This window comes from Vibrio sp. V15_P4S5T153 (assembly GCF_963874485.1).
Taxonomy (GTDB): Bacteria; Pseudomonadota; Gammaproteobacteria; order Enterobacterales; family Vibrionaceae; genus Vibrio; species Vibrio anguillarum.
In genome coordinates this window covers 179,785-206,309 of the sequence record NZ_CAWNHR010000011.1, presented here as the reverse complement: position 1 = coordinate 206,309, position 26,525 = coordinate 179,785, and the positions used below count along the sequence as shown (strand labels likewise).

Here is a 26,525-nt window from a genome sequence, read left to right as displayed (position 1 = left end):
AGTAATGAGAATATTTGCTGACAAGCTGGCCGATCACTTAAACAGGCCCTTGATGGGACTTTACTTACTGTTTGGCAACGAACCGCTATTGCTGCAAGAATCACGCGTGGCGATAGAGAAAAAAGCGTTAGAACAAGGATTTGAAGAACGCCATCGTTTCAGTGCCGATACCCATTTAAACTGGGATCAAGTCTATGACTGCTGCCAGGCTTTAAGTTTATTTTCCAGCAAAAAAATCATTGAAATTGAATTACCTGAAACGGGTGCAAATGCAGCAACAGCAAAAGAGCTCGTCGCCCTAGGTCAATCGCTTCATCCTGACGTACTACTTGTGATCATCGGTGAGAAATTGACCAAAGCACAAGAAAGCACTAAATGGTTTAAGACACTCTCAAGCCTAGGATGTTGGGTGAGTTGCTTAACCCCGGATATCAGCAAACTGCCACAATTTGTCATGATGCGCTGCCACACATTGGGGCTAAAACCTGATCAAGAAGCAGTGCAGATGCTGGCGCAATGGCATGAAGGCAATCTGTTCGCACTATCTCAAAGCTTAGAAAAACTCGCGCTACTCTATCCAGATGGCTTACTGACGCTGATCCGCTTAGAAGAATCATTAAGCCGACATAACCACTTCACCGTCTTTCACTGGGTCGATGCGCTGCTCGAAGGGCAAGCGAATCGGTCACAACGTATTTTACGCCAGCTCATTACCGAAGGCACTGAGCCTGTGATTCTGATACGTAGCCTACAAAAAGAGCTGCTACTGCTGCTGCAAATGCATCAAGATTTAACCCAGATGCCGATTGGCTCAATCTTTGATAAGTACCGAATTTGGCAATCCAAGCGACCTTGGTACGCGGCAAGCTTAAAAAGACTATCGAGAGATAAACTCAAACAGCTGATTGCATTACTCACCCAAGCCGAAAGAGTAACTAAAACTCAGTATGAAACCTCAACTTGGCCAATATTGCAGCAAATCAGTATCGAATTTTGCTTGCCACAGTCCGTTGTATCAAAGTTGGCTTGAAGGCGTGTTATACTCCGCGCCATTTTGTCAGTAACCAGACCAATTTTTAAAGGAGATGACGCTTGCAACACCACGAATTGAAAGACTTTCTTGCCGATAAAGCCGACGATATGAAAGCCATTGATATCAAAACCTTAGATGTTAAGGGAAAATCTAGCATCACCGATTACATGATCATTTGCACAGGCACATCAAAACGACATGTAGCCTCGATTGCCGAACATGTCGCAACTGAAGTCAAAAAAGTGGGCATCGAACCACTGGGTATGGATGGCGAAAGTGAAGGTGAATGGGTCGTGCTAGACATGGGCAGCAGCATGTTGCATGTTATGCAAGAAGAGCACCGTGATCTGTACCAGCTTGAAAAACTTTGGAGTTAAGTTTTGAAAATTCAGTTGATTGCCGTTGGTACCAAAATGCCGAAATGGGTAGAAGAAGGCTTTCAAGAGTACCGCCGACGTTTTCCACACGATATGCCGCTTGAATTAGTGGAGATACAAGCGGGCAAACGTGGCAAAAATGCGGATATTGCAAGAATTTTGCAAAAAGAAGGCGAAGCTATGCTCGCGGCCGTGCCAAAAAGCAATCGAATTGTTACTCTCGATATTCCAGGTAAGCGTTGGGATACCGAACAACTGGCGGAACAACTTGAAAGTTGGAAGCTCGATGCCCGTGATGTATCGATTTTAATTGGTGGCCCTGAAGGGCTTTCTCCTGCATGCAAAGCCGCCGCAGAGCAGAGCTGGTCGCTTTCGCCGTTGACACTTCCTCACCCTTTGGTTCGAGTGGTCATGGCAGAGAGTTTGTACCGCGCTTGGAGTATTACGGCTAATCACCCTTATCACCGAGAATAACTATTCATGTTACGTAAGCGTAGCCAAATTCGTGACTACCAATCAGAAGCTCGGCTGTTTCGCAACCGAGCAATTGTCTCTTTTATTGCGATCATCATACTGGTGGGCGTTCTGCTTACCAATTTGTACCATATTCAAATTAATCAATATCAAGATTACAAAACGCGATCCAACGATAACCGAATCAAAATCGTCCCGATTGCGCCTAATCGAGGGTTAATTTATGACCGCAATGGTGTGCTACTAGCGGAAAACCGCCCTGTATTCAACTTAGAGATCACACCTGAGCAAGTGCGCGATATGGATGATACGATCACGCGCTTACAGCAATACCTGACCATCTCACCAGAAAAAATTGCCACCTTTGAAAAAGAGCGTCGTCAGACACGCCGGTTTAATTCAGTGCCGCTTTTGACACAGTTAACACCGGAAGAAGTGGCCATTTTTTCGGTCAATCAGCACAAGTTTCCCGGTGTATCAGTAAGCGCAAGCTTAAAGCGCTACTACCCCTATGGTGAAGTTCTCACTCATGTTATCGGTTATGTATCCAGAATCAATGACCGAGATATGGAACGTCTAGAACGCGAAGAGCGCTCAGCCAATTACCAAGCCACTCGTGATATTGGCAAACTGGGGATTGAACGCTTTTATGAGGATGTGCTGCACGGCACGGCTGGCTACCAAGAAGTTGAGGTCAATAGCCGAGGACGCATCATTCGCACCTTAAAATACGTCCCTCCCGTGGCAGGGAAAGACATTGTATTAAGCTTGGACATTGATCTGCAGCTTTATGTGCACAAGTTGTTGGATGGCCGTCGAGGTTCAATTGTAGTGCTCGATCCAAAAGATAACGGTGTCCTTACCATGGCATCAAGTCCAAGCTACGATCCAAACCCATTCGTACATGGTATTTCTAGCGCCGCCTACAACGAACTTCTCAATGACCCAGACCGCCCGTTAGTCAATCGAGCGACACTTGGTATTTACCCTCCCGGCTCAACGATTAAACCTTTTATTGCCGTCGCTGCACTTCAAGAAGGGGTTATAACCCCAACAACAACACGTAATGATCCTGGTTATTGGGTGATACCAAACTCCAAAACGCGGCCCTTCCGAGACTGGTTGCGCTGGGGGCATGGTCGAGTGGACATTAATAAGGCGCTCGAAGAGTCTGTCGATACCTTCTTTTACCAAATCGCCTACGACTTGGGTATTGATCGTCTCTCTAGTTGGATGATGAAATTTGGCTTTGGTGACTATACAGGTTTAGACATTTATGAAGAAGGCAAAGCGAACATGCCAACGCGTGAGTGGAAAATGGCACGTCACCGAACCCCTTGGTATCAAGGTGATACGATTCCGGTCGGCATTGGCCAAGGGTATTGGACATCAACACCGATGCAAATTGCCAAAGCGACTTCCGTGCTTGTTAATCACGGCAAAGTGATTGCGCCGCATTTATTGCGTTCGACGCTCAAAAATGGTGAAGAGTTTAGCAGGCAAGAGCTTTCAGAATTAGAAACTTCGCCACCGATCGAAGGGGTGCCGAAACGCTATTGGGACATCGCAATCAATGGCATGCGTCTTGTAAACCACGGTAAAAAAGGAACCGCACGGCGCTCATTTACCAATATGAAATATGTCAGCGCTGGAAAATCTGGAACTGCGCAAGTGTTTGGCTTGGCAGAAAACCAAGTGTATAAGGCCGATGAATTAGCCGAACACCTTCGTGACCATGCCCTATTCACAGGCTTTGCGCCTGTAGATGACCCGCAGCTCATTGTCACTCTGGTACTCGAAAACGCAGGGGGAGGTTCTGGCAATGGTGGACCCGTTGTTAGGAAAATATTTGACCGCGCCATTCTAGGTAAAGAGGCTGAAAAATAATGGAACTGGATCCTTCAACAGGACAAAATCGAGCGCTTTTTGAGCGCTTGCACATCGACTTGCCATTACTGCTGGGTATTTTGTTATTGATGGGGTTTGGGCTGGTCGTGATGTACAGCGCCAGCGGTCAGAGCTTAACTATGATGGATCGCCAAGCTATGCGTATGGTACTGGCTCTTGGTGTGATGATCTTTCTTGCTCAAATTTCCCCAAGAACTTATGAGTCTCTTGCACCCTTTATGTTTTTCTGTGGCGTACTGCTGTTGCTCGGCGTGCTGTTTTTTGGCGAATCGTCCAAGGGAGCTCAGCGCTGGTTAAATTTAGGCTTTGTTCGTTTTCAGCCCTCAGAATTGCTTAAACTCGCAGTGCCTCTCATGGTCGCTCGCTACATAGGGAAACGTTCTCTTCCACCCACCTTTAAAACCCTAGTCGTTTCGCTGTTAATGGTGTTTATCCCTACCGTGCTAATCGCGAAGCAGCCCGATCTTGGCACTTCAATATTGATTGCAGCCTCCGGCATTTTTGTCATTTTCTTATCTGGAATAAGCTGGCGAATCATTTTTTCTGCCGCCGTGGCTTTGGGTGGCTTCATACCTGTGCTTTGGTTCTTCCTGATGCGTGAATATCAAAAAACCCGAGTCAGAACACTTTTCAATCCGGAATCCGATCCACTCGGTGCAGGCTATCATATCATTCAGAGTAAAATAGCCATTGGGTCTGGTGGGTTGTCAGGAAAAGGATGGCTACACGGCACACAGTCGCAACTTGAATTCTTACCTGAGCGGCACACCGACTTCATTTTTGCCGTCATTGCTGAAGAGTGGGGCATGATTGGCATCTTGTGTTTACTCGCTATTTATCTTTTTATCATCGGACGTGGTCTATACCTCGCGAGCAACGCACAAACGGCTTTCGGCCGAATGATGGCTGGAAGTATTGTACTCAGCTTCTTTGTTTACGTTTTTGTAAATATAGGTATGGTCAGTGGTATTTTACCCGTGGTTGGTGTTCCCTTGGCTCTCATCAGCTATGGTGGCACATCCATGGTCACTCTCATGGCTGGCTTTGGCATACTGATGTCTATCCACACTCACCGAAAAGCATTTTCTAAGGCAACCTAAGCATGAGAAACTCCCTATTTATCTTTATATTAACGAGTCTATTTCTCATCGGTTGTAGCTCTTCAAGCCGCTATTCAATAACAGACGACGTGGCCCCTAACACGCCACTCTCGGTTGAGCATATTGAAGATGCACATCCGCAATACGAACCCTATAGTTTGGGCGGCAACAAGAATTACACTTTGAGATGCATAAACTACACCATTGTCAAAGAGGCCAAAGGATTTACAGAGAAAGGCCAAGCCTCGTGGTATGGAAAAAAGTTTCATGGACATCTGACATCCAACGGTGAAATCTACGACATGTATTCGATGACGGCCGCCCATAAAACGTTGCCGTTACCCAGCTACGTTAAAGTAACGAATTTAGATAACAAAAAAACCGCGATCGTTCGGGTAAACGATCGCGGTCCCTTTCATGAGGGACGAATTATTGATTTAAGTTACGCTGCCGCTTACAAATTAGGTGTAGTTCAAACCGGGACTGCGAATGTGGCTATCGAAGTCATCACCATCGATAAACCCATCACGACGTCACCACAGAAAAAGAAGGTTCAATATCTCATCCAAGTTGCCTCTGCAAAATCAGAGCAAAGAATACAAACTTTATCCGAACAATTGAGTCAAACATTGACGGTTGAAAGCTTTGTAGACAGTGTGAATGGCAGTCATCGCGTATTTTTAGGGCCATTTAATGACGATGCCCTGACTCAACAAACGCTAGAAAAAGTTAAATTACTCGGTTACGAGACCGCCTTCATCAAAGCGCAACCCGTCACTCAGTGACTTATCAAATCCAGTGATCTTGATTCAAGCTCTGGTTTGATAGGTCGTTTCTGTTAAGATATGGACAGTTAATAAGATAATTTGCATTCCTCATGAAAAAACACACATTCTTAAAACCGATTCTAGCGTCTTCTATTGCGCTTTCTGCAACCTTTACTAGCTCAGTATTTTCTGCGCCTATCGTGATACCTGATGCTCCTCAGATTGCCGCTAAAGGCTATGTATTGATGGACTTCCACTCAGGTAAAGTGCTGGCAGAAAAAGAGATGAATACCAAACTTTCACCTGCAAGTTTGACGAAAATGATGACCAGCTACGTGATTGGCCAAGAACTGAAACGTGGCAATATCTCTCCGCAAGATAAAGTGGTGGTCAGTAAAAATGCGTGGGCGAAGAATTATCCTGACTCTTCAAAAATGTTCATTGAAGTCGGCACTACAGTTACCGTAGAAGAACTCAATAAAGGTATCATCATTCAGTCTGGTAATGACGCTTGCGTGGCGATGGCTGAACACATTGCTGGCTCAGAAGACGCTTTTGTTGACCTAATGAATGCGTGGGCAAGTTCACTAAAAATGAGCAATACGCACTTTGCTAACGTACACGGTCTAGATAACCCAAATCTCTATTCAACTCCATATGACATGGCGCTACTAGGTCAAGCGTTGATTCGTGATGTACCAAACGAGTACCGTATTTATTCAGAGCAGAAATATACCTATAACGGGATTACCCAGTACAACCGAAATGGTTTGCTGTGGGATAAAAGTATGAACGTAGATGGTATTAAAACCGGTCATACGAGTAATGCTGGGTACAGTTTAGTTAGCTCTGCAACGGAAGGGAAAATGCGCCTCGTTGCTGTGGTTATGGGGACCAAAGATGAAAATGCTCGTAAATCAGAAAGCAAAAAACTTCTGAGCTATGGCTTTAGATTCTTCGAAACCGTTGCGCCACACAAAGCAGGTGAAACATTCGTCGAAGAAAAAATCTGGATGGGTGACAAGGATAAAGTGGCGCTTGGTGTCAATGAAGATACTTACGTTACACTCCCTCGCGGTCAAGCGAAAGATCTCAGCGCAAGCTTTGTTCTTGAAAAAGAGCTCAGAGCGCCAATAAGCCAAGGTGATGTGGTCGGTAAGCTTTACTACCAGCTTGATGGCAAAGACGTGGCTGAATACCCTCTTTTGGCATTAGAAAATGTGGATGAAGGCAGCATATTTAGCCGTCTTTGGGACTACATTATATTACTTTTCAAAGGGTTATTCTGATATCCCTTATAGAAGTAAAACAAAGCCGCCTTACCGCGGCTTTGTGATTATTGAGTTCCATCAACATTCGCTGTAGTATTCGCCACCGCTAATCGAATTATCAACGGGAGTTTCCATTATGCTGACTATCAACTCTGATGCAAAACTCAAAGACTTACTCGAGTTTCCTTGTTCATTTACCTACAAGGTGATGGGCCACGCAAAGCCCGAACTTCCAGAGAAGGTTCTTGAAGTTATCCAACGTCACGCTCCAGGTGATTACAGCCCACGAGTTAAACCCAGTGCAAAAGGGACTTATCACTCCTTATCGATTAACATTACCGCCACCTCTATCGAGCAAGTTGAAATACTGTACAAAGAGCTAGGCGAGATCGATATCGTACGTATGGTTCTGTAGCCCAAAAACCGTGATTGAGATGCCTAGCCTCTCATTTTTTGATTTATTCAATTTTTTTTGAAAGCAGCTTAGGCTGCTTTTTTAATATAAATCATATAGCTAGCATATACCCCATCACACTAAGGACAAATTTATCGTCCTCATTAGTAGTCCATTCGCTGGAAGAAGTTTATAATCCAAAAACTTTATTTATACGGTAGATGAGTCACGCTGATGTTAAATTCGCTTGTTGTAAAACGTCTGGGTCGCCAAGAATACCTTCCTGTATGGGAAGCTATGCATGAATTTACCGATACAAGAACCGAAAGCACACCGGATCAGATTTGGCTTGTCGAACATCAACCAGTTTTTACCCAAGGCCAAGCAGGTAAAACTGAGCATCTTCTCAATACTGGCGATATTCCAGTGGTACAAAGTGACCGAGGCGGCCAAGTTACCTACCATGGTCCAGGCCAACTGGTGGCTTATTTCTTGATCGATTTGCGCCGCAAAAAATTAGGTGTAAGAGAGTTAGTGACCAAAATTGAACAGATCGTGATCAATACCTTACAAGCATACCGTATTGACTCAGCCGCAAGACCGGATGCCCCTGGTGTCTATGTCAAAGGGAAAAAAATCTGCTCTCTTGGGTTACGGATCCGTAAAGGTTGTTCGTTTCATGGTTTAGCGCTAAACGTCAACATGGATCTCTCCCCTTTCCTACGCATTAACCCTTGTGGCTATCAGGGTTTAGAAATGGCCCAAGTCAGTGAACTGGGCGGCCCGACAGAACTACAAACCGTAGAAAAACAACTTATAATAGAACTCGTTAACATATTGGCTTACGAGCAAGTAGAATTCAGCACAGAAGCACCTCTTCAAAGGTAAAAAGCATGAGCAAACCGATCCAAATGGAAAAAGGCGTTAAATACCGCGACGCTGATAAGATGGCATTAATTCCTGTAAAAAATATGCCAGCCGCCGAACAAAAAGAAGTTTTGCGTAAGCCCGAGTGGATGAAAATTAAGCTGCCGAGTGATAGCCAACGCATCCAAGAGATCAAATCGGCAATGCGTAAAAATAATCTCCATTCGGTGTGTGAAGAAGCGTCTTGCCCTAACCTAGCAGAATGCTTTAACCACGGAACCGCCACCTTTATGATTTTAGGCGCCATCTGTACAAGACGGTGCCCATTTTGTGACGTTGCTCATGGACGGCCAAATGCCCCAGAGACAAACGAACCACAAAAACTGGCGCAAACCATTAAGGATATGAAGTTGAAATACGTGGTTATCACCTCAGTTGACCGTGATGACCTACGTGATGGTGGTGCCCAACATTTTGCCGACTGTAACCGTGAAATTCGAGCATTAAACCCAGAGATCCGTATCGAAACGTTAGTACCGGATTTTCGTGGCCGTATGGATATCGCCCTTGAACTACTCAAAGATAACCCACCGGATGTATTTAACCACAACTTAGAAACCGCACCACGTCTATATCGTAAGGCGCGTCCTGGGGCAAACTATAAATGGTCATTGGAACTGTTGAAGAAATTCAAGCAACAGCATCCAAGTATCCCTACCAAATCAGGCATCATGATGGGGCTTGGTGAAACAAAAGAAGAGATAGTGGAAGTATTGAAAGATCTTCGAGCTCACGACGTCACAATGCTTACTCTTGGTCAATATTTAGCACCGAGTCGCCATCACCTGCCAGTTGAACGCTACGTTCCACCGTCTGAATTTGACGAACTTAAAGAGATCGCACTAGAGCTTGGATTTACTCACGCCGCCTGTGGCCCATTCGTACGTTCCTCCTATCATGCGGATATGCAAGCCAAAGGGCTAGAAGTGAAATAACCACACAGCACAAGTTCAATCAAGCCGATGTTTACTCATCGGTTTTTGAGACTCTGCTCGGTTAATGATTGAAGCTTGAATATTGATTCTATGTTCTATAGGCTAACGGCATAGAAAATAGATAACAAAGCTAGGGATTTATTAATATGAAAACGATCAGTACATTAGCACTTGTTACAGCCACTTTAATGGCCGGTTGTGCGTCTAATACTCAGCAAGATAACTATCGTGAAGCCTCCTTTGAGCTTTGTAATACTGAAGTCAACATTTACTCTGTAAGTGATGATGGCCGCGTTCGTATTGTCTGCGCTGACGGCTCTAAGTTTGCCTTAAATAGCGAAAAGACACTTGATACCATGCGCAATATTAATATTGAGTATTGTGATGGTGAAGGTTTAGGCAAATTTAACGAGAGCACTAAATATTACTCTTTTCAATGTAAGTCAGGCACATTGCTCAGCATTGCAAAATAGTTCTGCAGAGCACATTCAACAGCAAGAGGCCACTCTTCTTATTGGTGCTCAATAAAATAAATAATGACCAAATAAAAAAGCTCCTAAATATTAGGAGCTTTTTTATTGTGCGTAAAACTACGCGTATACAGGCAAACGCTTACAAATTTCTAACACTTTTGCCTTCGTTGCTTGAATAACAGATTCATCACCCATGTTGTCCAAAATATCACACATCCATCCAGCTAGTGCTTTCGCATCAGCTTCAGTAAAACCACGGCGAGTAATTGATGGAGAACCCACGCGGATGCCAGAGGTCACAAATGGGCTACGCGGATCATTCGGTACAGAGTTTTTGTTCACTGTAATGTTAGCCGCACCCAATGCCGCATCAGCATCTTTACCTGTAATATTTTTATCGATCAAATCGACAAGGAACAGGTGATTTTCTGTGGAACCTGAAACAATGTTGTAACCACGAGCCAAAAACTCGGCCACCATCGCTTTCGCATTGGCGACTACGCGTTTTTGATACTCTTTGAACTCTGGTTCTAGAGCTTCTTTGAACGCAACCGCTTTACCTGCGATAACGTGCATTAAAGGACCACCTTGACCACCAGGGAATACGGCTGAGTTAAGCTTCTTATATAAGTCTTCACCTGCATTCGAAAGAATAAGGCCACCACGAGGACCTGCCAGTGTTTTGTGGGTAGTGGTCGTCACTACGTGGGCATGAGGAACTGGGTTAGGGTAAACACCCGCCGCAATCAAACCAGCTACATGCGCCATATCAACGAACAAGTAAGCGCCCACTTTATCAGCAATTTCACGCATTCTTTTCCAGTCGCAAACTTGTGAATAAGCAGAGAACCCACCGATGATCATTTTTGGCTGATGCTCAACCGCTAATGCTTCCATCTCTTCGTAGTTAATTTGACCTTTTGCATCAATGCCATAAGGAATGATGTTGTACAGCTTACCAGAAAAGTTGACAGGAGAACCGTGAGTCAAATGGCCACCGTGTGCCAAGCTCATTCCTAATACGGTATCACCTGCGTTAAGCAAAGCCATATAAACCGCGTTGTTTGCTTGTGAGCCTGAATGCGGCTGCACGTTCGCATAGTCTGCACCAAACAGTTCACACGCACGTTCAATCGCCAGTGTTTCTACTTTATCGACAAACTCACAACCACCGTAATAGCGTTTACCTGGGTAACCTTCAGCGTATTTATTGGTGAGCTGTGAACCTTGCGCTTCCATTACACGTGGGCTTGTGTAGTTTTCCGAAGCGATAAGTTCAATGTGTTCTTCCTGACGAAGAGTCTCTTCTTGAATAGCTGCGAACAGGTCCGCATCGTAATCTGCGATGTTCATATCACGCTTAAGCATCTGTATCTCCTGACTCAGATTTTACTGAAAGTTTCAAAAAAACCACACAACGACCAAAAGCAAACGTTTTCGTCACCGTAATATGGCGCACATTCTACATAATTTGATCTGGGTCATAAAGAACAAATTACAGAAATTATCATGCAGTTTTTTCATAATGGATAGTGAGGTAACTCATGCTAAACAGTAAGTTGGATAATGATGAGTTAGTATGTCAACCATTCTGCTTTACACCTTGTAAAGCTGCAATTACATAGGTTTACCTCAATTTTCACTCTCTATCTACCGAAAATATTACTTTTTCTTTACTATGCTCGCCATTCTTAGCTATTAAAATTATTTATCGATGCGAACACACACACGTAAAGAAGATTGGGTTGCCATTTTAACGGGAACCTTTTTGGTCGCACAAGGCGTCTTCTTTCTCCAGTCCGCTCATTTACTGACAGGTGGAACCGCTGGTTTAGCACTGCTGATCAGCCAGTTAGTCCCAGCCTCATTTGGTAGCATTTATTTTTTGGCTAACACCCCTTTTTACATTTTGGCTTGGAAACGATTCGGTCATCGCTTTGCCATCAACAGCGCGCTATCCGGCGCATTAGTCTCTATTTTTGCAGACCATCTTTATTTGGTAATTTCTTTGGAAATGGTCAATGAAATTTACTGCGCCATTGCCGGGGGATTATTAATGGGTCTTGGCATGTTAATTCTCTTTCGTCACCGTTCCAGCTTGGGTGGCTTTAATGTCTTGTGTTTGTTTATTCAAGATAAATTTGGGATCCCTGTTGGCAAAAGTCAGTTGGTTATAGATTGCTCAATTTTAGCTGCTTCTGCCTTTTTTGTTTCGTTTTCCATTGCCACACTGTCTGTGCTCGGGGCTGTCTCACTTAACCTTGTGTTAGCAATGAATCATAAACCCACACGATATAGCGTGACTTACCCTTAAGCTGTCGCAATACCCATAAGATTACGAAGAGATAAAAACACAACCAAATTTAGCCTTAATTCTTACACCGTAAATGCCCCCCATTATTTTTATTTAAACATTAGCTGGCTCTTATATAGAGGACCTCTAACAAGGTGACCACATTAAGCTAATGCAGTAATAGCAAGTGATTACATCACCTTATCCGACTCTCGGTACTCCATCTCAAATTGAAAAACCCAAAATACAGTCACCCATTCCATATATCACACATCGCGTCTTATTTTTGATGCACCTGATCAGTTGAAGTCGTCGGAGCTTAATATGAGAATGCACTGCTAAAAAATAATTATTATTCGTTACCTTAATAATTGAGCGGTTAGGAGCTTCTACAATGGGTGAAAGAGGAAGGATCCGTATTTCTAACTATCAAGGTAAATTTTTCTACCGCCTGATAGATTGCTTAGTAATACTGATCACAATGTATATTACACTAAAGTTTCACTCACATATCGTTACGATGTCTTATATATCTGTGGGACTTTTAGGGGTTATTTTTTATTCATTTATTGCTGAAAGCCTTGATATATACAGCGGTTGGCGAACCACAAAACTTAGAGTTTTAACTCTACACACTGCTTTTTGTTGGGCTTCAACTGTTGGCTGCTTAACTTTAGTTGGTTATTTCACAAAAACTGGAAGCGATTTCTCACGTTTAATTTTAGGTTTTTGGTTTGTCGGATCATTTATTTTATTACTGCTTTGGCGCTTCGTCGCATTTACAGTCATTTACTATCTACATAAAAAAGGTTATCACACCACTAAAGCTGTCATTATCGGCATGACACCGCAGGGCCTAGAACTATCGAAAAATCTCATCAATAACCCTGAGTTAGGTATTAAACTGACGGGTTTTTACGATGATAGGGGTGATGAACGTATCGCAAGCGATATTCCAGTGCTCGGTAAAGTTAATGATGCATTAACACTTGCCAAAAACGGTCAAGTAAAAAGTGTGTACATAGCACTACCAATGCAAGCCCAGCATCGAATCAGCAAGATTCTAGAGGCCTTTTCGGATAGCACAGTGAATACCTATATTGTGCCAGACTTTTTCACCTTCAATTTACTGCATTCGCGTTGGTATACCATCGGCGATGTTAATGCTTTTAGTATTTTTGACACACCGTTCAATGGGTTAGGTACGTGGCTAAAACGTTTTGAAGATTTAGTCTTAAGTAGTCTTATCTTGATTTTAATCAGTCCTGTCCTTATTGCAGTTGCAGTAGGCGTGAAACTCAGCTCACCAGGTCCCATTATTTTCAAACAGATGCGTTATGGGCTGGATGGAAAGTCTATCAAAGTATGGAAATTCAGAAGCATGCGTGCCATGGACAATGGGAACAAAGTGACACAAGCAACAAAAAATGATCCCCGAGTGACTCCTTTTGGTGCGTTTATTCGGAAGACATCATTAGATGAGCTACCACAGTTTATTAATGTGCTACAAGGTCGAATGTCAATTGTCGGCCCTCGCCCTCACGCCGTCGCACACAATGAGGAATATCGAACGATCGTTAACCGCTACATGCTGAGACATAAAGTAAAACCAGGAATTACTGGCTGGGCACAAATTAATGGCTGGCGTGGTGAAACCGATACCCTAGATAAAATGGAAAAACGTGTCCAATTTGATTTGGACTATATACACAGATGGTCGTTGTGGTTCGACATCAAAATCGTATTTCTCACCGTATTTAAAGGATTTGTAGGCAAGAATGCTTACTAGAATGGATAAAGCATACTCATATGAAAACAACTAATTTAAATAGAATCGCGTCCTTTGGTTTGGCTTTTTTTACGTTATCAGCCGTGCAAGCAAAACCGCAACCTAACCCAATCATAACTGAATCAGGGATTGCTATTGTACCGTTTTTAAACTTATCAACGGGTTATAACGACAACTTAGCAAAAGCGTCACAAGATCTCGAACATTCCCAATATTCAGTGTTCGAACCAGGTATCGGTTTAGCAATAGAGCCGACAAGTGGCCAGAAACATCGCGTAGGTTATCGACTACAAAGAGGCGATTTTTTCAGCTCTAGCAAAGATAACTACACTGACCATTTCTTTGATTTAGCCAGTGACTGGGAGCTCAATTCCAAGCATCGATTTGACTTCAGCTATGCTCTTGCATTAACTCATGAACAGCGTGGTGATAACGATACGACACTCAATTTGTCGTACAACGAATACAACACCAATAACGTCAACCTCGGTTACGGTTTTGGTGGTGAAGACGCCAAAGGTCGAATAGAAACCAACCTTGGTTGGGGCAATTTGGACTATAAAAACAACCAAAATATTACTCAATACCAAAATTGGGATGAATTACGATTCAACAGCTCTCTATACTATAAAGCGCTGCCAAAAACATCGTTGGTTTTCCAAATTATCGTTAATGATAGGCATTATAGTGATATAGCCCCAGGCTCAACTCTCAAAGACAGCACCCATTATATGGGATATGTTGGTACCTCGTGGGACGCAACAGGGAAACTGCAGGGAAATGCCAAGGTCGGTATGCAACATAAAGATTTTGAATCCTCTTCTAGGGAAGATTTCGACTCTTTTTCATGGGATATTGATGTCACTTATCTCATCCGCACATACTCTGCAGTGCAGTTGAAAACAAATCGTAAATCAACCGATACTGACGGTACAGGTGATTCAATCGATACCAAAGTGTATAACGCAAATTGGACACACAATTGGAGTGACATCATCTCTTCTAACGTCGATTATTCTCTATTAAGCGAGAATTACACCAGCACTGCTCGCGACGATGACACCAGTAAGGTAACACTTTCATTAAGCTACGATTTTCGTCGTTGGCTAACATTCAAAGTCGGCTACCAACTTGAATCGAGAGATTCCAGCATCAATTCGTTAAGCTACGATCAAAATGTTTATTACTTTGCTATTGAAGGTGTGATGTAACTTACGATGAAGTACTTCTTAGTCATTCTATTGAGTTGTCTTTCCTGGTCAACATTGGCCAATGAGAGTTTTTATAAGTTAGGCGTTGGGGATCAAATTCGGATTCAAGTTTATGATGAACCAGAGTTATCTATTGAAACGCGTGTGGGTGACAGTGGTAACATTGATTACCCTTTTTTGGGACGAATTAAACTGAAAGGAAAAACGATTGAGGAAGTAAAAACTGTTATCCACAATGGTTTAATCGATGGGTATCTGGTTAACCCCAATGTTTTTGTCAGCATAGTCGAATATCGTCCCTATTTTATCAACGGACAAGTGAAAATATCCGGGAGTTACCCGTATCATCCGGGGTTAACCGTAAACAAAGCCATTACGATTGCGGGTGGATTCACTGAGCGAGCGTCTAAAACTAAGATCTATATATCATCAAGTGATGCTCCTGAGGCCAAGCCAGTAAAAGTAACATTGCTTCATAAAATTCAGCCTGGTGACATTCTCACCGTAGAAGAAAGCTTTTTTTAGGTAACTTAGTTGTATGGAAAACTCTTTAATTAAAAATCACTTGAACTCAGATGAAGTTATTGATATTCGTCAGTATTTTCATGTTCTTCTCAACTATAAATGGCGTATTCTACTTTTTTCTACAATGGTCACCGCCATTGCCGTATTGATTGCATTATCGATTCCTTCGCAATATACCGCTCGCGCCTCACTGATCATCGAATCAAAACAAGCAAAAGCTGTTTCGATTGAAGACATCTATGGTTTAGATACCAAAAGCCAAGAATACTATTTGACTCAAATAGAGATCTTGAAATCAGACCGAGTCGCAGAGGAAGTCATTAAACGCCTTAACCTTGCCAGCCACCCAGAATTTGACCCTACTGTAGAAAATAATCAAAAAACTGGGTTTAAATTCGATGTATTGGAATGGTTTCCTGTTCTAAAATCGTTCAAGAAAGAGCCAGCGGAAATATCACAGGAAGACCAAAACTATCGGACTAGCCGATTGGTTCTGGCTAAGTTTAAGCGTGGGCTAGAAGTTAGCCCAATAAGAAAAACTCAACTAGTGAATATTTTCTACACCAGTAAAGACCCTAAATTATCGGCTCAAATTGCCAATGAGATTGGTAACGTCTTTATGGATAGTCATATCGAAGACAAACTTCAAGTTGAACTGAAGGCGAATAGCTGGCTCAACAACCGCATGGGTGATTTGCGCGAACAACTAAAAAAGTCAGAAGCTCAACTACAAGCATTTTTAAAATCTGAAGGACTAGTTGATATCCAAGGCGTTGAAAGCCTAGCATCTCAAGAACTTGAAGAACTGACCTCTCAATTGAATAAAACGAGAGACAGACGCGTTGCAGCTGAAACTCTTTATTTGGTCGCTCAAACGTACAGCCGTCAAGATGGTGACCTCTCTGCCCTTGCATCTATCCCAGAGATCTCTAACCACCCGACGATACGAGATGTCAAATTGGCTGAAGTGCAAGCTGAAAAGAAAGTCTCGGAACTATCAAAACGTTATGGTGACAAACACCCAAAGCTAAAATCAGCTCAAGCCGAACTAGCCTCTGTTAAACGCAATTTAAATTCCGAACTAAAACAGCTACTAAACGGGATCAACAATGAGTTACAGGCTGCTAAGCAAGCAGAGAGTTCTTTGCACCGGGAACTTGAGAAACGCAAATCAGAGTTTCAAAGCCTCTCCGTAAAAAATGCAAGATATTCAGAGCTAAAGCGTGAAGTCCAAACAAACCGAGAGCTGTTTGATCTCTTTTTAAGTCGTCAAAAAGAGACCAGTGCATCGAGCGACTTTAATGCTACGATTGCTCGTTTTACCGATTTTGCCAATCCGCCCCTCGCCCCAAGTAAACCGAATCGTAAACTGATTGTATTGTTAGCGTTTGTCGCTTCGTTTGGTTTGGCGTGTGTTGTTGCTTTTATTGCTGATGCGGTAAACGATACATTCCTTGATGTAAAACAGGTCGAAAAACAGTTATCACTAAGCTTACTCGGTATTATACCGGCAATTAAAACTCGAGGTCCCCTGACGCTCAAAACCTATTTTGATTCGAAACACCGAGAGCTAACAGAAGCGATTAGAACCGTTCGGACTGGTTATTTACTTGCCAACACCAACAAAGATCATCATGTTGTAATGGTTACTTCTTCACTACCAGAGGAAGGAAAAACAACCTCGAGTATCAATTTGGCTTTTTCACTGGCACAAATGGAAAAAACACTACTGATTGACTGCGATTTGAGAAAACCATCGGTTGCACACCGTTTTGGCATCTCTGGTTCACAGCCAGGAATGAGCAACTTGCTCATAGGTACGCATACCATAGAAGAGTGTCTCTATACCGATGAAGAATCAGGGCTTGATGTTTTGGCAGCAGGAGTCGTGACAGACAATCCTCTTGAACTTATCTCCTCGCCTAAGTTTGCCTCACTACTCGAAGAGCTAAAGACACGCTATAGCAGAATTGTGATTGATACACCTCCGTGTTTAGCTGTTAGTGATGCATTTATGCTGTCGCAGTACGTGGACTCGACCATACTCGTGATCAATGCTCCACACACACGCACTAAAGTAGCTAGAGATGTGGTTGGACGCTTAACGCAGCAAGGAGCGAGAATTGATGGCGTCATATTGAACAAACTGAACACCAAAAAAGCCTCTAATTATAGCGGTTATCATCAATATCAATCCTATTACGGCCCAGAAAAATAACCATGAAGGTCGTGAATCACCCTTTTTTAGCCCATGCTTTGCGTTTGAGCATTGGGCTAACTGCACTCGTTACTCTCTATTTTGCATTTCATTTTTTGACGGCGTCCATTTACGCGCTAGCAACAGAAAGAAATATCGACTACTGGACAAAGCACAGTGATGGTGTAACTTCAGAGCAAGTGAATGAAACAAAGGCCATGATACTAAAGGCAATACAGCACCACAGAGACCATCCTCACTACCACAATTTACTGGGTAAGGTCTATGAGTGGGAAGCCTATTTGAGCGATGATGTAGGTAAAGAGAGCCGCTTGCTCAATGCAAAAAATGCCTACTTGGAAAGTGCATTATTGAGACCTACTTGGTCAGATACATGGGCTGATTTATTGGTGATTGAAACTCAGTTGAAAGGGGAAAATATTGATCTCTATTTTGCACAAGCCAATAGATATGGGCCTTTTACACCCAAAGTGAACAACACACTTTCCCAGATTGGCCTTAACCATTGGTCTATTTTTTCAGCGCCGCAGCGAACTATCATTATTGATCACGCCGCAAGAGCATTAGCTCATCCTCAAAGCCGAGGAGAAGCCTACCAGTATCTTAAATCAAACGGTCTCTTAAAATTTACCTGTGCAGCTATTATTTATAACCCTCAACGTTATACTGAGAAAAATAATCTCTGCAAGAGAGCGCTAGAGTGATCTCGATGATAAAACATTATTCAATAAACCGGCCTATCGCCTTGTTCATGTTAGCCTTGCTTTCTCTTGGTACGGCTTCGCTATCACTGGCAAAAACACTGAATATTCATGCTGAGATACCGGTATTTTTGGAAAAGTCACTCGGCGGTGATATTTATCTCCACTTTACACTTGCGCTATTCATTACCTTGGTTTTTATCCGAGTAATTTCCGCCACTCTTTCCCCTATACAAAGCATATTTCTCGCCATAGTTATCGTCTCGACCTGTTGCGTAATTGATGAAAGTTTACAAATGTTATCGCGTTCACGATCATTCTCTTTGCTCGATTTAGGGGCAAGCTTACTTGGTATAACAATGGCCTCAATAATCTATTACGTTACTAGCAGACTTCAATCTTCAAACTTATGCTCCAAACTAAGACAACCTCGCGCATAAAAACGCCTTAAGAATGAGAATCGAACCCTTATTAACAGAAGTACGATATCACTGGATGTACTACTTCACTTATAATCATCGCAACAGTAAATCGTAGGCTTTTAGGACTTACCAATGAAAAAATCACTATGGATATTTTGGATTGCTATTTCAGCTTTGCTGGCTAGTTCAAGGTTATATGCCGAAACAGAAATTACTTGTTCACTTTATAAAAACCATAAAGTGGCCACAGACACAATAAGAGCCAGCCTAGAACAAGCAGACGATGCCATTATTTCTCTGCAAGCTTTGATGAAACTATGCCCAAGCATGGCACTAGAAATGGCGGACCTAGCGTCTACTCTGCACCCACAACTAGCACTCGATATCTTCAATACAGTATTTGACCATATATCGAGTGACCAAGTCGCAGCTTTGACTGCAATACTCGTTAAAAATGCACCTCAAGAGATGCGTTCTGAAGTCATTCAGCTTGCTGTAACTAAATCACCAGAGTCAGCTCAAGCTATCGTTGATGCTGTTATTGCAATGGATTTAATGGACTCAACTGATGTGATTGTTGCTGCAATCTCCGGTGGCGCTGACCCAGCGACCATTACTGAACCGACAGCGGCAGGTACTCCATCGGCTTTACCTGGTGGCTTACCTCCAGTCGCAACGGTGCCAGGTAACACCACAACACTTGGAACCGGCAATGGCAGTGGTGGTGGTACCGCTTCACCAAACTGATCGTTTAATTCGATGCTTTCATCCAGTTTAGGGCAGGTATATTCCTGCCCTTCTTAATTGATATTAATAGTATGCGTCTAATAGAAAAATCCATTTTCCCAATATTTCTCATTTTTATATTTTGGCTGCCCATACCTTTAGGTAGTAATCGCCCATTAGCATGGTCATTCAATGAAATCTGGATTGCATTGCTGCTTATTGCCTGTTTATTCAACTACTCTTTTGAGCACTGGAAAAACTGTCTGATAAAGGGAAAATTAGTCATCATTCCCATCGCACTTATCACTTGCTGGTCATTCATCCAAAGTATTCCACAACTTGGTATAACTCAGGATCCTAGTTTAGTCTTTGTCTCTGCAATCAAATCGCTCCACTATTTCCAGTTTTGTCTTATTGCTCTTGTCCTTATCAACACACCTAAAAAATTAAAACTTCTCGCAGTAGTCATGGTTAGCAGTGGAATTTGCCAAGGCTTTTACGCTGGCGTGATTTTGCTACTCAACCTAGATCATTCGATAGTTTTCAACCTACCACTAGGTAACAGAGCATCCGGAAGCTTTGTTTACCATAACCACTTAGCTAATTTTCTGATGCTGAATCTTTGCATTGGATTTGGTTTACTGATCGCGCAACTCGATAGCTCACATAAAAATGGATTGAGAAATATCACTAAACAATTTTTAGCGGTGCTACTAACCGATAAGGCTTTTGTTCGTTTAGGGCTCGTGATCATGGTGATCGCACTAGTCTTAACACGCTCAAGAATGGGAAATATGGCTTTCTTTATCGCCCTAACCGTAGGTTGTGTGCTGTTGCTATTGTTTTACAAACCGAAACCCAAAAGTGTTTATGTGCTTATAATCAGTTTATTCATCATTGATACGTTCATCGTGAGCCAATGGTTTGGATTGGAGAAAGTCAAACAACGTCTTATTGAAACTAGCTTGGAAAGTGAATCAAGAGATGATGTTGTCAGATATTCCCTAGTTGCAATACAAGAAAGGCCTCTGACTGGCTTTGGGGCTGGTACTTTCTACTCCACTTTTCCTTCCTACAATCAAGGAAAAGTAAAACTGTTTTACGATCATGCTCATAATGACTACATCCAATTCACATTAGAATCAGGCCTTGTCATGGTTTCGATATTAGGTGTAATGATCTTAGTCGCCGCCCAACGCGCATTTTATGCGTTTAAAAACCGCAGAAATAGATTGATGAAAGGGATCGGATTATCATCCATGATGGCTATTATTGGTATGTTGATACACATGAGTGTTGATTTCCCACTTCAAGCTCCCGCAACAACACTTTATTTCTTGCTGTGTTTATTGATGGGACACTGGTCAAATTCAATGCCGAGTCTGGTCACTCGTTCAAAATATTCCTGATATATAAAAACGACTTTAAGTTGCAGGTAAACGAATGTATCCAACACCGCGCAGCTTTAAGTAGGAATGGTATACGTCCTGAGCAATTTGATTAATAAAAAAATCCCTCGATTATCTCGAGGGATTTTCAATTATTAAATTAAAACGATATCAATTAATCGAATACAAACTGTAAGCCTTCAACTAACCAACCACCAGTCCAAACATTAATCTGCTTGATGCGTTTACCTTGCGGCACAGTGTACGTTTCAACTTTTTTGTTGCTCGCATAGTAGGTTGACCCCAATAACACGCTAGAGCCATCCTTCATCGTGAACTTAATCGCCACTATGTGGTAACCACCCCAGTTATAAAGACCAGAGGTAACTTCCACGGATTGCAATTGTTCAAGAGCAATCGGTGCTCTTAGCACACCACCGTTAGTACCTTGTACCGGGCCGCCCACCAAGTTATTGGCCGTCGTGCCGATCGCATCGATCGCAAAACCAGAACGCAGATACATCTGGTTATCCGCCGTCACGACACGTTGCGATTGCTGAGTATTTGAGTAACCAAAAATTGGAGACTCACCACCCACCGTTGCACGTAATGTACTCGAACGGTATGTATTATGGCTCAACCAACTTGGCTCAACAAAAGTAGGTAAAGTGCCATCTTGATTGATGTTGGTCAGGTGGAAAGCGTGCTGGTTCCAAATACGAGTCGCATTCTTCCAAGGTTTTGCACTGTCCGCCGATTCATAAACAAACACACCATGGTTAACGACATAGTTTTTATCAAAATCATTAGCAACAACAATCAGCTCTGCATTATTGTCACCTTCCAGATCGACCACGATAGGATATTCCCAAAGTGTCGCCGTTGAGTGCGCTAACGAAGCACGTTCTTTACCCGTTTTGCCATCTAACACACGTACACGAGCATGGTCTTGCACTAGTACTTCATCGATACCATCATTATCAAAGTCATAGGCAGACACACCAATTTTGCCGCTGCCAGTATCATCGTTCGCAACAGACCAAACGCGCTCACCTTTGCTGTTATACATATCGACAGCGGCATAACCCGCGTAAACAATCCCTTTTACATCCAGATCATTGGTACCATTTAGCGTAGCTAACTCAAACTGAACACCGTCCAACAGCCAACCAGCGCTCCAAGCTTTAATGCCTTTAATACGACTACCTGCTGGTACAGTAAAGCGCTCGGTCTGCTTGGAATAAGCATAGTTTTTAGAGCCCATAGAAATCACGCTACCGTTGCTCATTCTAAAATCGAGCGCCAATAAATGATAACCACCCCAATAGTATTTACCCCAAGTCAGATCAATCGCTTTAATATCTTCGACGTTAACTGCGGCATTAAGATTGCCTCCCGTACCACCGACTAAAGTCGAAGCAGAGGCACCAATCGCATCAATCGCGAATCCTGAACGAACAGAGATTTTACCATCGACCGCCAAAACAATAGAAGCAGGATTGCTATTAGGTTGATAACCGTAGATTTTTGAGAACTCAGTCGTTTCAACTGCTTGAGCTTTGCCTAAAAAGTTAGATACCGCCTGCACGCCACCGCCTGGATTGGCAGTATTGTTGATTTCCCACTTAATGGTGCCATCGTGTTCTAGCACAGCAAAACGTGCGTTATGCCCAGTTGATGCAGAAGCAGGAACTGAAGCGATAATCTCTGGCTCAGCATCATTATCTAGGTTAACCAGCGAAGAGAACCAAACTGCATCATTGGCATGATATTGCCAATTGATCGCGCCGTTATTTTGAAATAGAGTACCACCTGAAAATACTTCTTGTTGCTGATCGCCATCGACATCAACGTTGATCGATGACGGTGCCCAAGGGTGGTTAAAAATCAGCCCTGTGTGGTAGTTATACACACCATCTGCAGCCAGAATTTCGACGCTGCCATCATGGTCTAAATCAGCCAACGTGATATCACCAACAATACGCCAGCCACTTTCTGTGGTTGGGATCTGTTTTTTGATGTTGCCTTGGTTATCCAAAATCGTGATGAATTGATCGCGATTGTTGGTTGTAACAATTTCAACGATTCCGTCACCATCCAGATCGCCTACGGCAGGAGAATAACGCGCATCCGCGATCACACCACCATTCGCATAACTCCACAACTCAGAACCATCCACACCACTTAAAGCACGCACTAAACCGCCATTGGCATATTTGTTTCCTTCAAATGTCACTACGATCAAATCTGCGACATCTTTTTCATCAATCTTGCCATCGCCATTGTCATCATTCAGTTGCGCGGCAACCGGCGTAACCATCACTTGGTTAGAATTAGGTTGGAAAGCACTGCCTTGCCAAGACCACTTAAGCTTCATATTGAGTGCAGAGCTGTCACCTTCATAAGGAACAACACGCATTGAACGAGGCTTTGAGAAATCAAGAGTTTCGCCATTGTAGGCTGTGACTGCTCGCATCTGCTCATTTTGAGTATGACCACCAAATACCGCTAAACGGTTATAAGAGAGGTTATCCCAATCACTCAGCATGACACCTAAACCTTGTGGCGCTTCCACATCCACTTCATGAGCATAGATATAAGCAGGCAATGAGTAGCCTGAGCGCTCACCCTCTTTCAAACAGAAACGCTCACCCGTTTGGCGGCTAACGATACAAGCCTCAGGATAAGTTTCAGAAGCCAGCACTCGCATTGAGCGTGGTTTAGAAAAATCTAAATAAGCGCCGTTGTAGGCCTTAACATTCTTAAGATCTTCGTTGCCAGTATAACTATTGAACACAGCCAAACGGTTATAAGACAGGTTGTCCCAATCACTCAGCATGACAGAGACACCACTCGGAGCCTGTACATCGACTGGATGAGCATAAATCCAGCTAGGTAGGGAGTATCCCGAGCGCTCTCCTACATTCAAACAATATTTTTCGCCATTCAGGCGGCTGATAATACACCCTTCGGCTTCATTCGTTGTGGCTTGAGCCACGGTGCTACTTAGCGACAAAAGACTGACAGCAAGTGCAATATATTGAGACGTCATTTGTAAGACTCCCTTTACTTGGGGTTAATTTTTTCAAAGCCAGAAACGATATGCATCTGGTTGATTTTTTGTAATTATTATTTTTCAAACCTAGGAACTGGTGAACTGGTATCGTGAATTGCCAATAAAAATCCGACGGAATTATCAATAAATGGAAGGGATATTTCAACACAGCACGCCTATTTTTACGCCTCACTAATGAGACATCTCAAAGTTGAGAAACGAACCGACTATAGTGAATATCGCTCTATTTTTTCAAGAAGCGTTTTATAGGTGCTGTTATACTTAAATCAATTAGATAAAGAGGGTGGTATCTTGCGTTACATATTTATTTCACTTATTTTAATCAGCCTAAGCCCAGCCATTATCGCTGAAGTCGTTTCTCATAATGTAATAGAATATGGTGCCATCGCAAATGATGGAGAGGATGATTCATCCGCATTTCAAAATGCACTGAATCAATTAAATGATAATAATGTACTGATTATTCCCTCTGGCGAATATCAGATTTGTAAAACCCTTTATTTAAAGGAAAAGAATAACATTGAAATTATTGGCTCCATACACAGTAAATTAAAGAAATGTAGTCCATTTAATGGTGAGTATTTACTCAGTATCATGTACACACAAAATATCAAACTGCAAGGTCTCAGTTTTGAAGGGCTGAATAATGGTGACTTAAAACCTATATGGGGAGAACAAGGTGTCTACCTTGGCAGCACTAAAGGCACCTTAGTGGTTCAAAATCAATTTACTCGCTTTGGTGACGCGGCATTGCGCATGACTACCGCAAGTCAGGACCACTCTATGCCACCCGGGTCGATGGCAATCAAAGTGAGCCATAATCACTTCGAAGACTGCGCTCAAGTCACTACAACGCAAGCGACTGTAGGAACAGAGATGCCAGGCACACAAGATATTATTATTGATAATAATCAATTTAATGCTTGTAAGTTAAAATTATCAGCACGGGCCGATACCAAAAGCGCCAAAGTCATTAATAACCAATTTGAAAATATTAATGGTACTGCAAATGAAGTCAGTTATTATTCAGACGTTTATTACTCAGGAAACATCTTTTCAAATATAAATGGATTCGCTATCAATATTTATCCAAACTCTAGAACAAAAAAAATGTTCGGTGGGGAAATATTTCCATTATTGGAAACGCTTTTGATACTATTCAACAAGGTATACGTTTACAAAGCTTCAGTAAAAATGACCCAATAAATCAATCCATTAAAAACATTCAAATAAGTCATAACACATTCGAAAACATTTACTTTGGAAATGAAATTGAAGAACAGTATAAAGCTATTATTAGAACCAATAGCCAAGATAATCTCGTTTCTTTTGAAAACGTCAATATTATAGGAAATCAGTATCATTTAACACCATATAGTAAATTCATCTCAATTGACAATAAAAGCAAGCTTATTAACATTAGAAACAATGAACAACTTTATAATGAAAATTATCATATACAGGATGTTATTAAAGATTGATAAGTGCGCACCACCAACAAGATACAACTATTTGATTGAGCTCAAGAGTAAGTGACCACTATGTAATTCAACGTTAAGAATATATTGCTTATATCATTCAAAAAGTACAATAAAAACCGCCAAAGGCGGTTTTTATACACATAAGATTAGATCACTAGATAAAACTATTTTTTTACCACTATCATTGACTGCTCAATTCGCTCACTAGAGACAGTATCTACAACCTGAGCATTAATGGTATATTCACCTGCGGGATAGCTTTTATCGAAATTAATTCCACGCACTTTTGAATAAGTATCACCTGAAGCAATAACCCATTTCTCTCTCGCGTTGACAGGAATAATCAAACCATTAGGGCCTACCGCAGTTATCCAAAACTCGACATTAGCATCTCCCTCACGGCTATTATTTAAATCAATGGTGAATGGAACAAAACCGCCGGTACTTTCCACACTATTAATACCAAATTGATTTTTGATATCAATAGTCAAACCATTGAGTTCAGGTAGGCTATTTAAATCGACCCCTTTCACAAAGTCTTGGTTGGCTTTAAATACTTCTCCATTTTCTGCAACAACTTGAAGAGAAACAGTATATTTTCCGTCTGCCATATACTCTGGAACCCAGAAACCACGTTGAACATTCAACATACGACTATCAGACTCTTGCTGAGCTGTATCCACTCCAACTACCGCTTTGGCTGGAAAGTAGATACCTTCTGGGCCTTTAATTGATAGCCAATACTTGAACTTCACTGTTTCACAGCTTTCATTATGAATCCCTAGCTGAGTAGAAATGTATCCACCGTTACTTGCCAGCTGGTTTTGATTTAATGAAAGGTTTGCTTCAATCACTGGCTGTAACTCACAATCCACTTCAGCATAAGAAGCGGTTGAAAATAACAGTGCCAAGCATGATGCCAGATAATAATGAGGTTTGTTCATAATAGATCCTTTAAAGTTAGACAACTATTTGTTTTTACAACTGGCGCTAAGGCTAATTGATAACTATAGAAAACACATCCGCTTTTTATTAA

22 protein-coding genes and 1 pseudogene are annotated in these 26,525 nt (G+C 42.3%); 20 read left to right on the top strand and 3 right to left on the bottom strand.

The annotated features are described in order from the left end of the window. Positions 1-4 precede the first annotated feature (4 nt). The 11 genes from holA (at position 5) to AACT42_RS02785 (ending at position 9,659) form a co-directional block, all read left to right on the top strand. Positions 5-1,030: a DNA polymerase III subunit delta gene (holA, locus tag AACT42_RS02835; RefSeq protein WP_094132787.1), complete on the top strand. Its 1,026-nt coding sequence runs from the start codon at positions 5-7 to the stop codon at positions 1,028-1,030. A gap of 62 nt (positions 1,031-1,092) precedes the next feature. Continuing rightward, on the top strand, positions 1,093-1,410 hold the full coding sequence (gene rsfS, locus AACT42_RS02830) for a ribosome silencing factor (RefSeq protein WP_094132789.1): 318 nt from the start codon (positions 1,093-1,095) through the stop codon (positions 1,408-1,410). A gap of 3 nt (positions 1,411-1,413) precedes the next feature. After that, a complete protein-coding gene (rlmH, locus tag AACT42_RS02825; protein WP_013857336.1) occupies positions 1,414-1,884 on the top strand; it encodes a 23S rRNA (pseudouridine(1915)-N(3))-methyltransferase RlmH in 471 nt (156 codons plus the stop codon). Positions 1,885-1,890: 6 nt separating this feature from the next. Continuing rightward, entirely contained in the window at positions 1,891-3,771 is a 1,881-nt protein-coding gene (gene mrdA / locus AACT42_RS02820) for a penicillin-binding protein 2 (protein WP_094132791.1), read from the top strand. Then, a complete protein-coding gene (rodA, locus tag AACT42_RS02815) occupies positions 3,771-4,892 on the top strand; it encodes a rod shape-determining protein RodA (protein WP_013857338.1) in 1,122 nt (373 codons plus the stop codon). The genes mrdA and rodA overlap by 1 nt, the downstream gene beginning before the upstream one ends. 2 nt (positions 4,893-4,894) lie before the next feature. Further along, the gene (locus AACT42_RS02810; RefSeq protein WP_094132793.1) at positions 4,895-5,677 is read left to right on the top strand and encodes a septal ring lytic transglycosylase RlpA family protein; all 783 of its coding nucleotides are present in this window, start codon (positions 4,895-4,897) and stop codon (positions 5,675-5,677) included. 92 nt (positions 5,678-5,769) lie between these two features. Next, on the top strand, positions 5,770-6,948 hold the full coding sequence (locus tag AACT42_RS02805; protein WP_064624748.1) for a serine hydrolase: 1,179 nt from the start codon (positions 5,770-5,772) through the stop codon (positions 6,946-6,948). 118 nt (positions 6,949-7,066) lie between these two features. Further along, on the top strand, positions 7,067-7,345 hold the full coding sequence (ybeD, locus tag AACT42_RS02800; protein WP_010317329.1) for a DUF493 family protein YbeD: 279 nt from the start codon (positions 7,067-7,069) through the stop codon (positions 7,343-7,345). Positions 7,346-7,558: 213 nt separating this feature from the next. Further along, positions 7,559-8,212 (top strand): lipoyl(octanoyl) transferase LipB, encoded by a 654-nt coding sequence (lipB, locus tag AACT42_RS02795; RefSeq protein WP_064624745.1) that lies wholly within the window; start codon positions 7,559-7,561, stop codon positions 8,210-8,212. 5 nt (positions 8,213-8,217) lie between these two features. After that, positions 8,218-9,186: a lipoyl synthase gene (lipA, locus tag AACT42_RS02790; RefSeq protein WP_013857343.1), complete on the top strand. Its 969-nt coding sequence runs from the start codon at positions 8,218-8,220 to the stop codon at positions 9,184-9,186. A gap of 146 nt (positions 9,187-9,332) precedes the next feature. Further along, positions 9,333-9,659 (top strand): hypothetical protein, encoded by a 327-nt coding sequence (locus tag AACT42_RS02785; protein ID WP_013857344.1) that lies wholly within the window; start codon positions 9,333-9,335, stop codon positions 9,657-9,659. 117 nt (positions 9,660-9,776) lie between these two features. Here the strand turns inward: AACT42_RS02785 and glyA are convergent, their stop codons facing one another. After that, positions 9,777-11,027, bottom strand: a complete 1,251-nt coding sequence (gene glyA, locus AACT42_RS02780) for a serine hydroxymethyltransferase (RefSeq protein ID WP_013857345.1) — start codon at positions 11,025-11,027, stop codon at positions 9,777-9,779. A gap of 346 nt (positions 11,028-11,373) precedes the next feature. Here glyA and AACT42_RS02775 point away from each other — a divergent pair, with 346 nt between their 5' ends. The 8 genes from AACT42_RS02775 (at position 11,374) to AACT42_RS02740 (ending at position 20,953) form a co-directional block, all read left to right on the top strand. After that, positions 11,374-11,973 carry a YitT family protein gene (locus AACT42_RS02775; RefSeq protein ID WP_013857347.1) on the top strand — a complete coding sequence of 200 codons (600 nt, stop codon included), beginning with the start codon at positions 11,374-11,376 and terminating at the stop codon, positions 11,971-11,973. A 373-nt stretch (positions 11,974-12,346) separates the two neighbouring features. Further along, a complete protein-coding gene (vpsL, locus tag AACT42_RS02770) occupies positions 12,347-13,741 on the top strand; it encodes an exopolysaccharide biosynthesis glycosyltransferase VpsL (RefSeq protein ID WP_017045831.1) in 1,395 nt (464 codons plus the stop codon). A gap of 20 nt (positions 13,742-13,761) precedes the next feature. Further along, the gene (locus tag AACT42_RS02765) at positions 13,762-14,952 is read left to right on the top strand and encodes an outer membrane beta-barrel protein (protein WP_094132794.1); all 1,191 of its coding nucleotides are present in this window, start codon (positions 13,762-13,764) and stop codon (positions 14,950-14,952) included. Between the two features lie 6 nt (positions 14,953-14,958). Further along, positions 14,959-15,477, top strand: a complete 519-nt coding sequence (vpsN, locus tag AACT42_RS02760; RefSeq protein ID WP_088732057.1) for an exopolysaccharide export protein VpsN — start codon at positions 14,959-14,961, stop codon at positions 15,475-15,477. Positions 15,478-15,490: 13 nt separating this feature from the next. Beyond that, a complete protein-coding gene (gene vpsO, locus AACT42_RS02755) occupies positions 15,491-17,695 on the top strand; it encodes an exopolysaccharide regulatory tyrosine autokinase VpsO (RefSeq protein WP_094132796.1) in 2,205 nt (734 codons plus the stop codon). A gap of 2 nt (positions 17,696-17,697) precedes the next feature. Further along, on the top strand, positions 17,698-18,399 hold the full coding sequence (locus AACT42_RS02750; protein ID WP_094132798.1) for a VpsP family polysaccharide biosynthesis protein: 702 nt from the start codon (positions 17,698-17,700) through the stop codon (positions 18,397-18,399). 551 nt (positions 18,400-18,950) lie between these two features. Further along, on the top strand, positions 18,951-19,565 hold the full coding sequence (locus AACT42_RS02745; protein WP_013857353.1) for a hypothetical protein: 615 nt from the start codon (positions 18,951-18,953) through the stop codon (positions 19,563-19,565). Between the two features lie 71 nt (positions 19,566-19,636). Beyond that, entirely contained in the window at positions 19,637-20,953 is a 1,317-nt protein-coding gene (locus AACT42_RS02740; protein WP_094145619.1) for an O-antigen ligase family protein, read from the top strand. A 154-nt stretch (positions 20,954-21,107) separates the two neighbouring features. Here the strand turns inward: AACT42_RS02740 and AACT42_RS02735 are convergent, their stop codons facing one another. After that, a complete protein-coding gene (locus tag AACT42_RS02735) occupies positions 21,108-23,984 on the bottom strand; it encodes a beta-prism lectin domain-containing protein (protein ID WP_094132039.1) in 2,877 nt (958 codons plus the stop codon). A gap of 273 nt (positions 23,985-24,257) precedes the next feature. Here AACT42_RS02735 and AACT42_RS02730 point away from each other — a divergent pair. Beyond that, a pseudogene (locus AACT42_RS02730) lies at positions 24,258-25,489 on the top strand (hypothetical protein). A 164-nt stretch (positions 25,490-25,653) separates the two neighbouring features. Here the strand turns inward: AACT42_RS02730 and AACT42_RS02725 are convergent. Beyond that, a complete protein-coding gene (locus AACT42_RS02725; RefSeq protein ID WP_176429039.1) occupies positions 25,654-26,433 on the bottom strand; it encodes an RbmA family biofilm matrix protein in 780 nt (259 codons plus the stop codon). Positions 26,434-26,525: the final 92 nt, after the last annotated feature.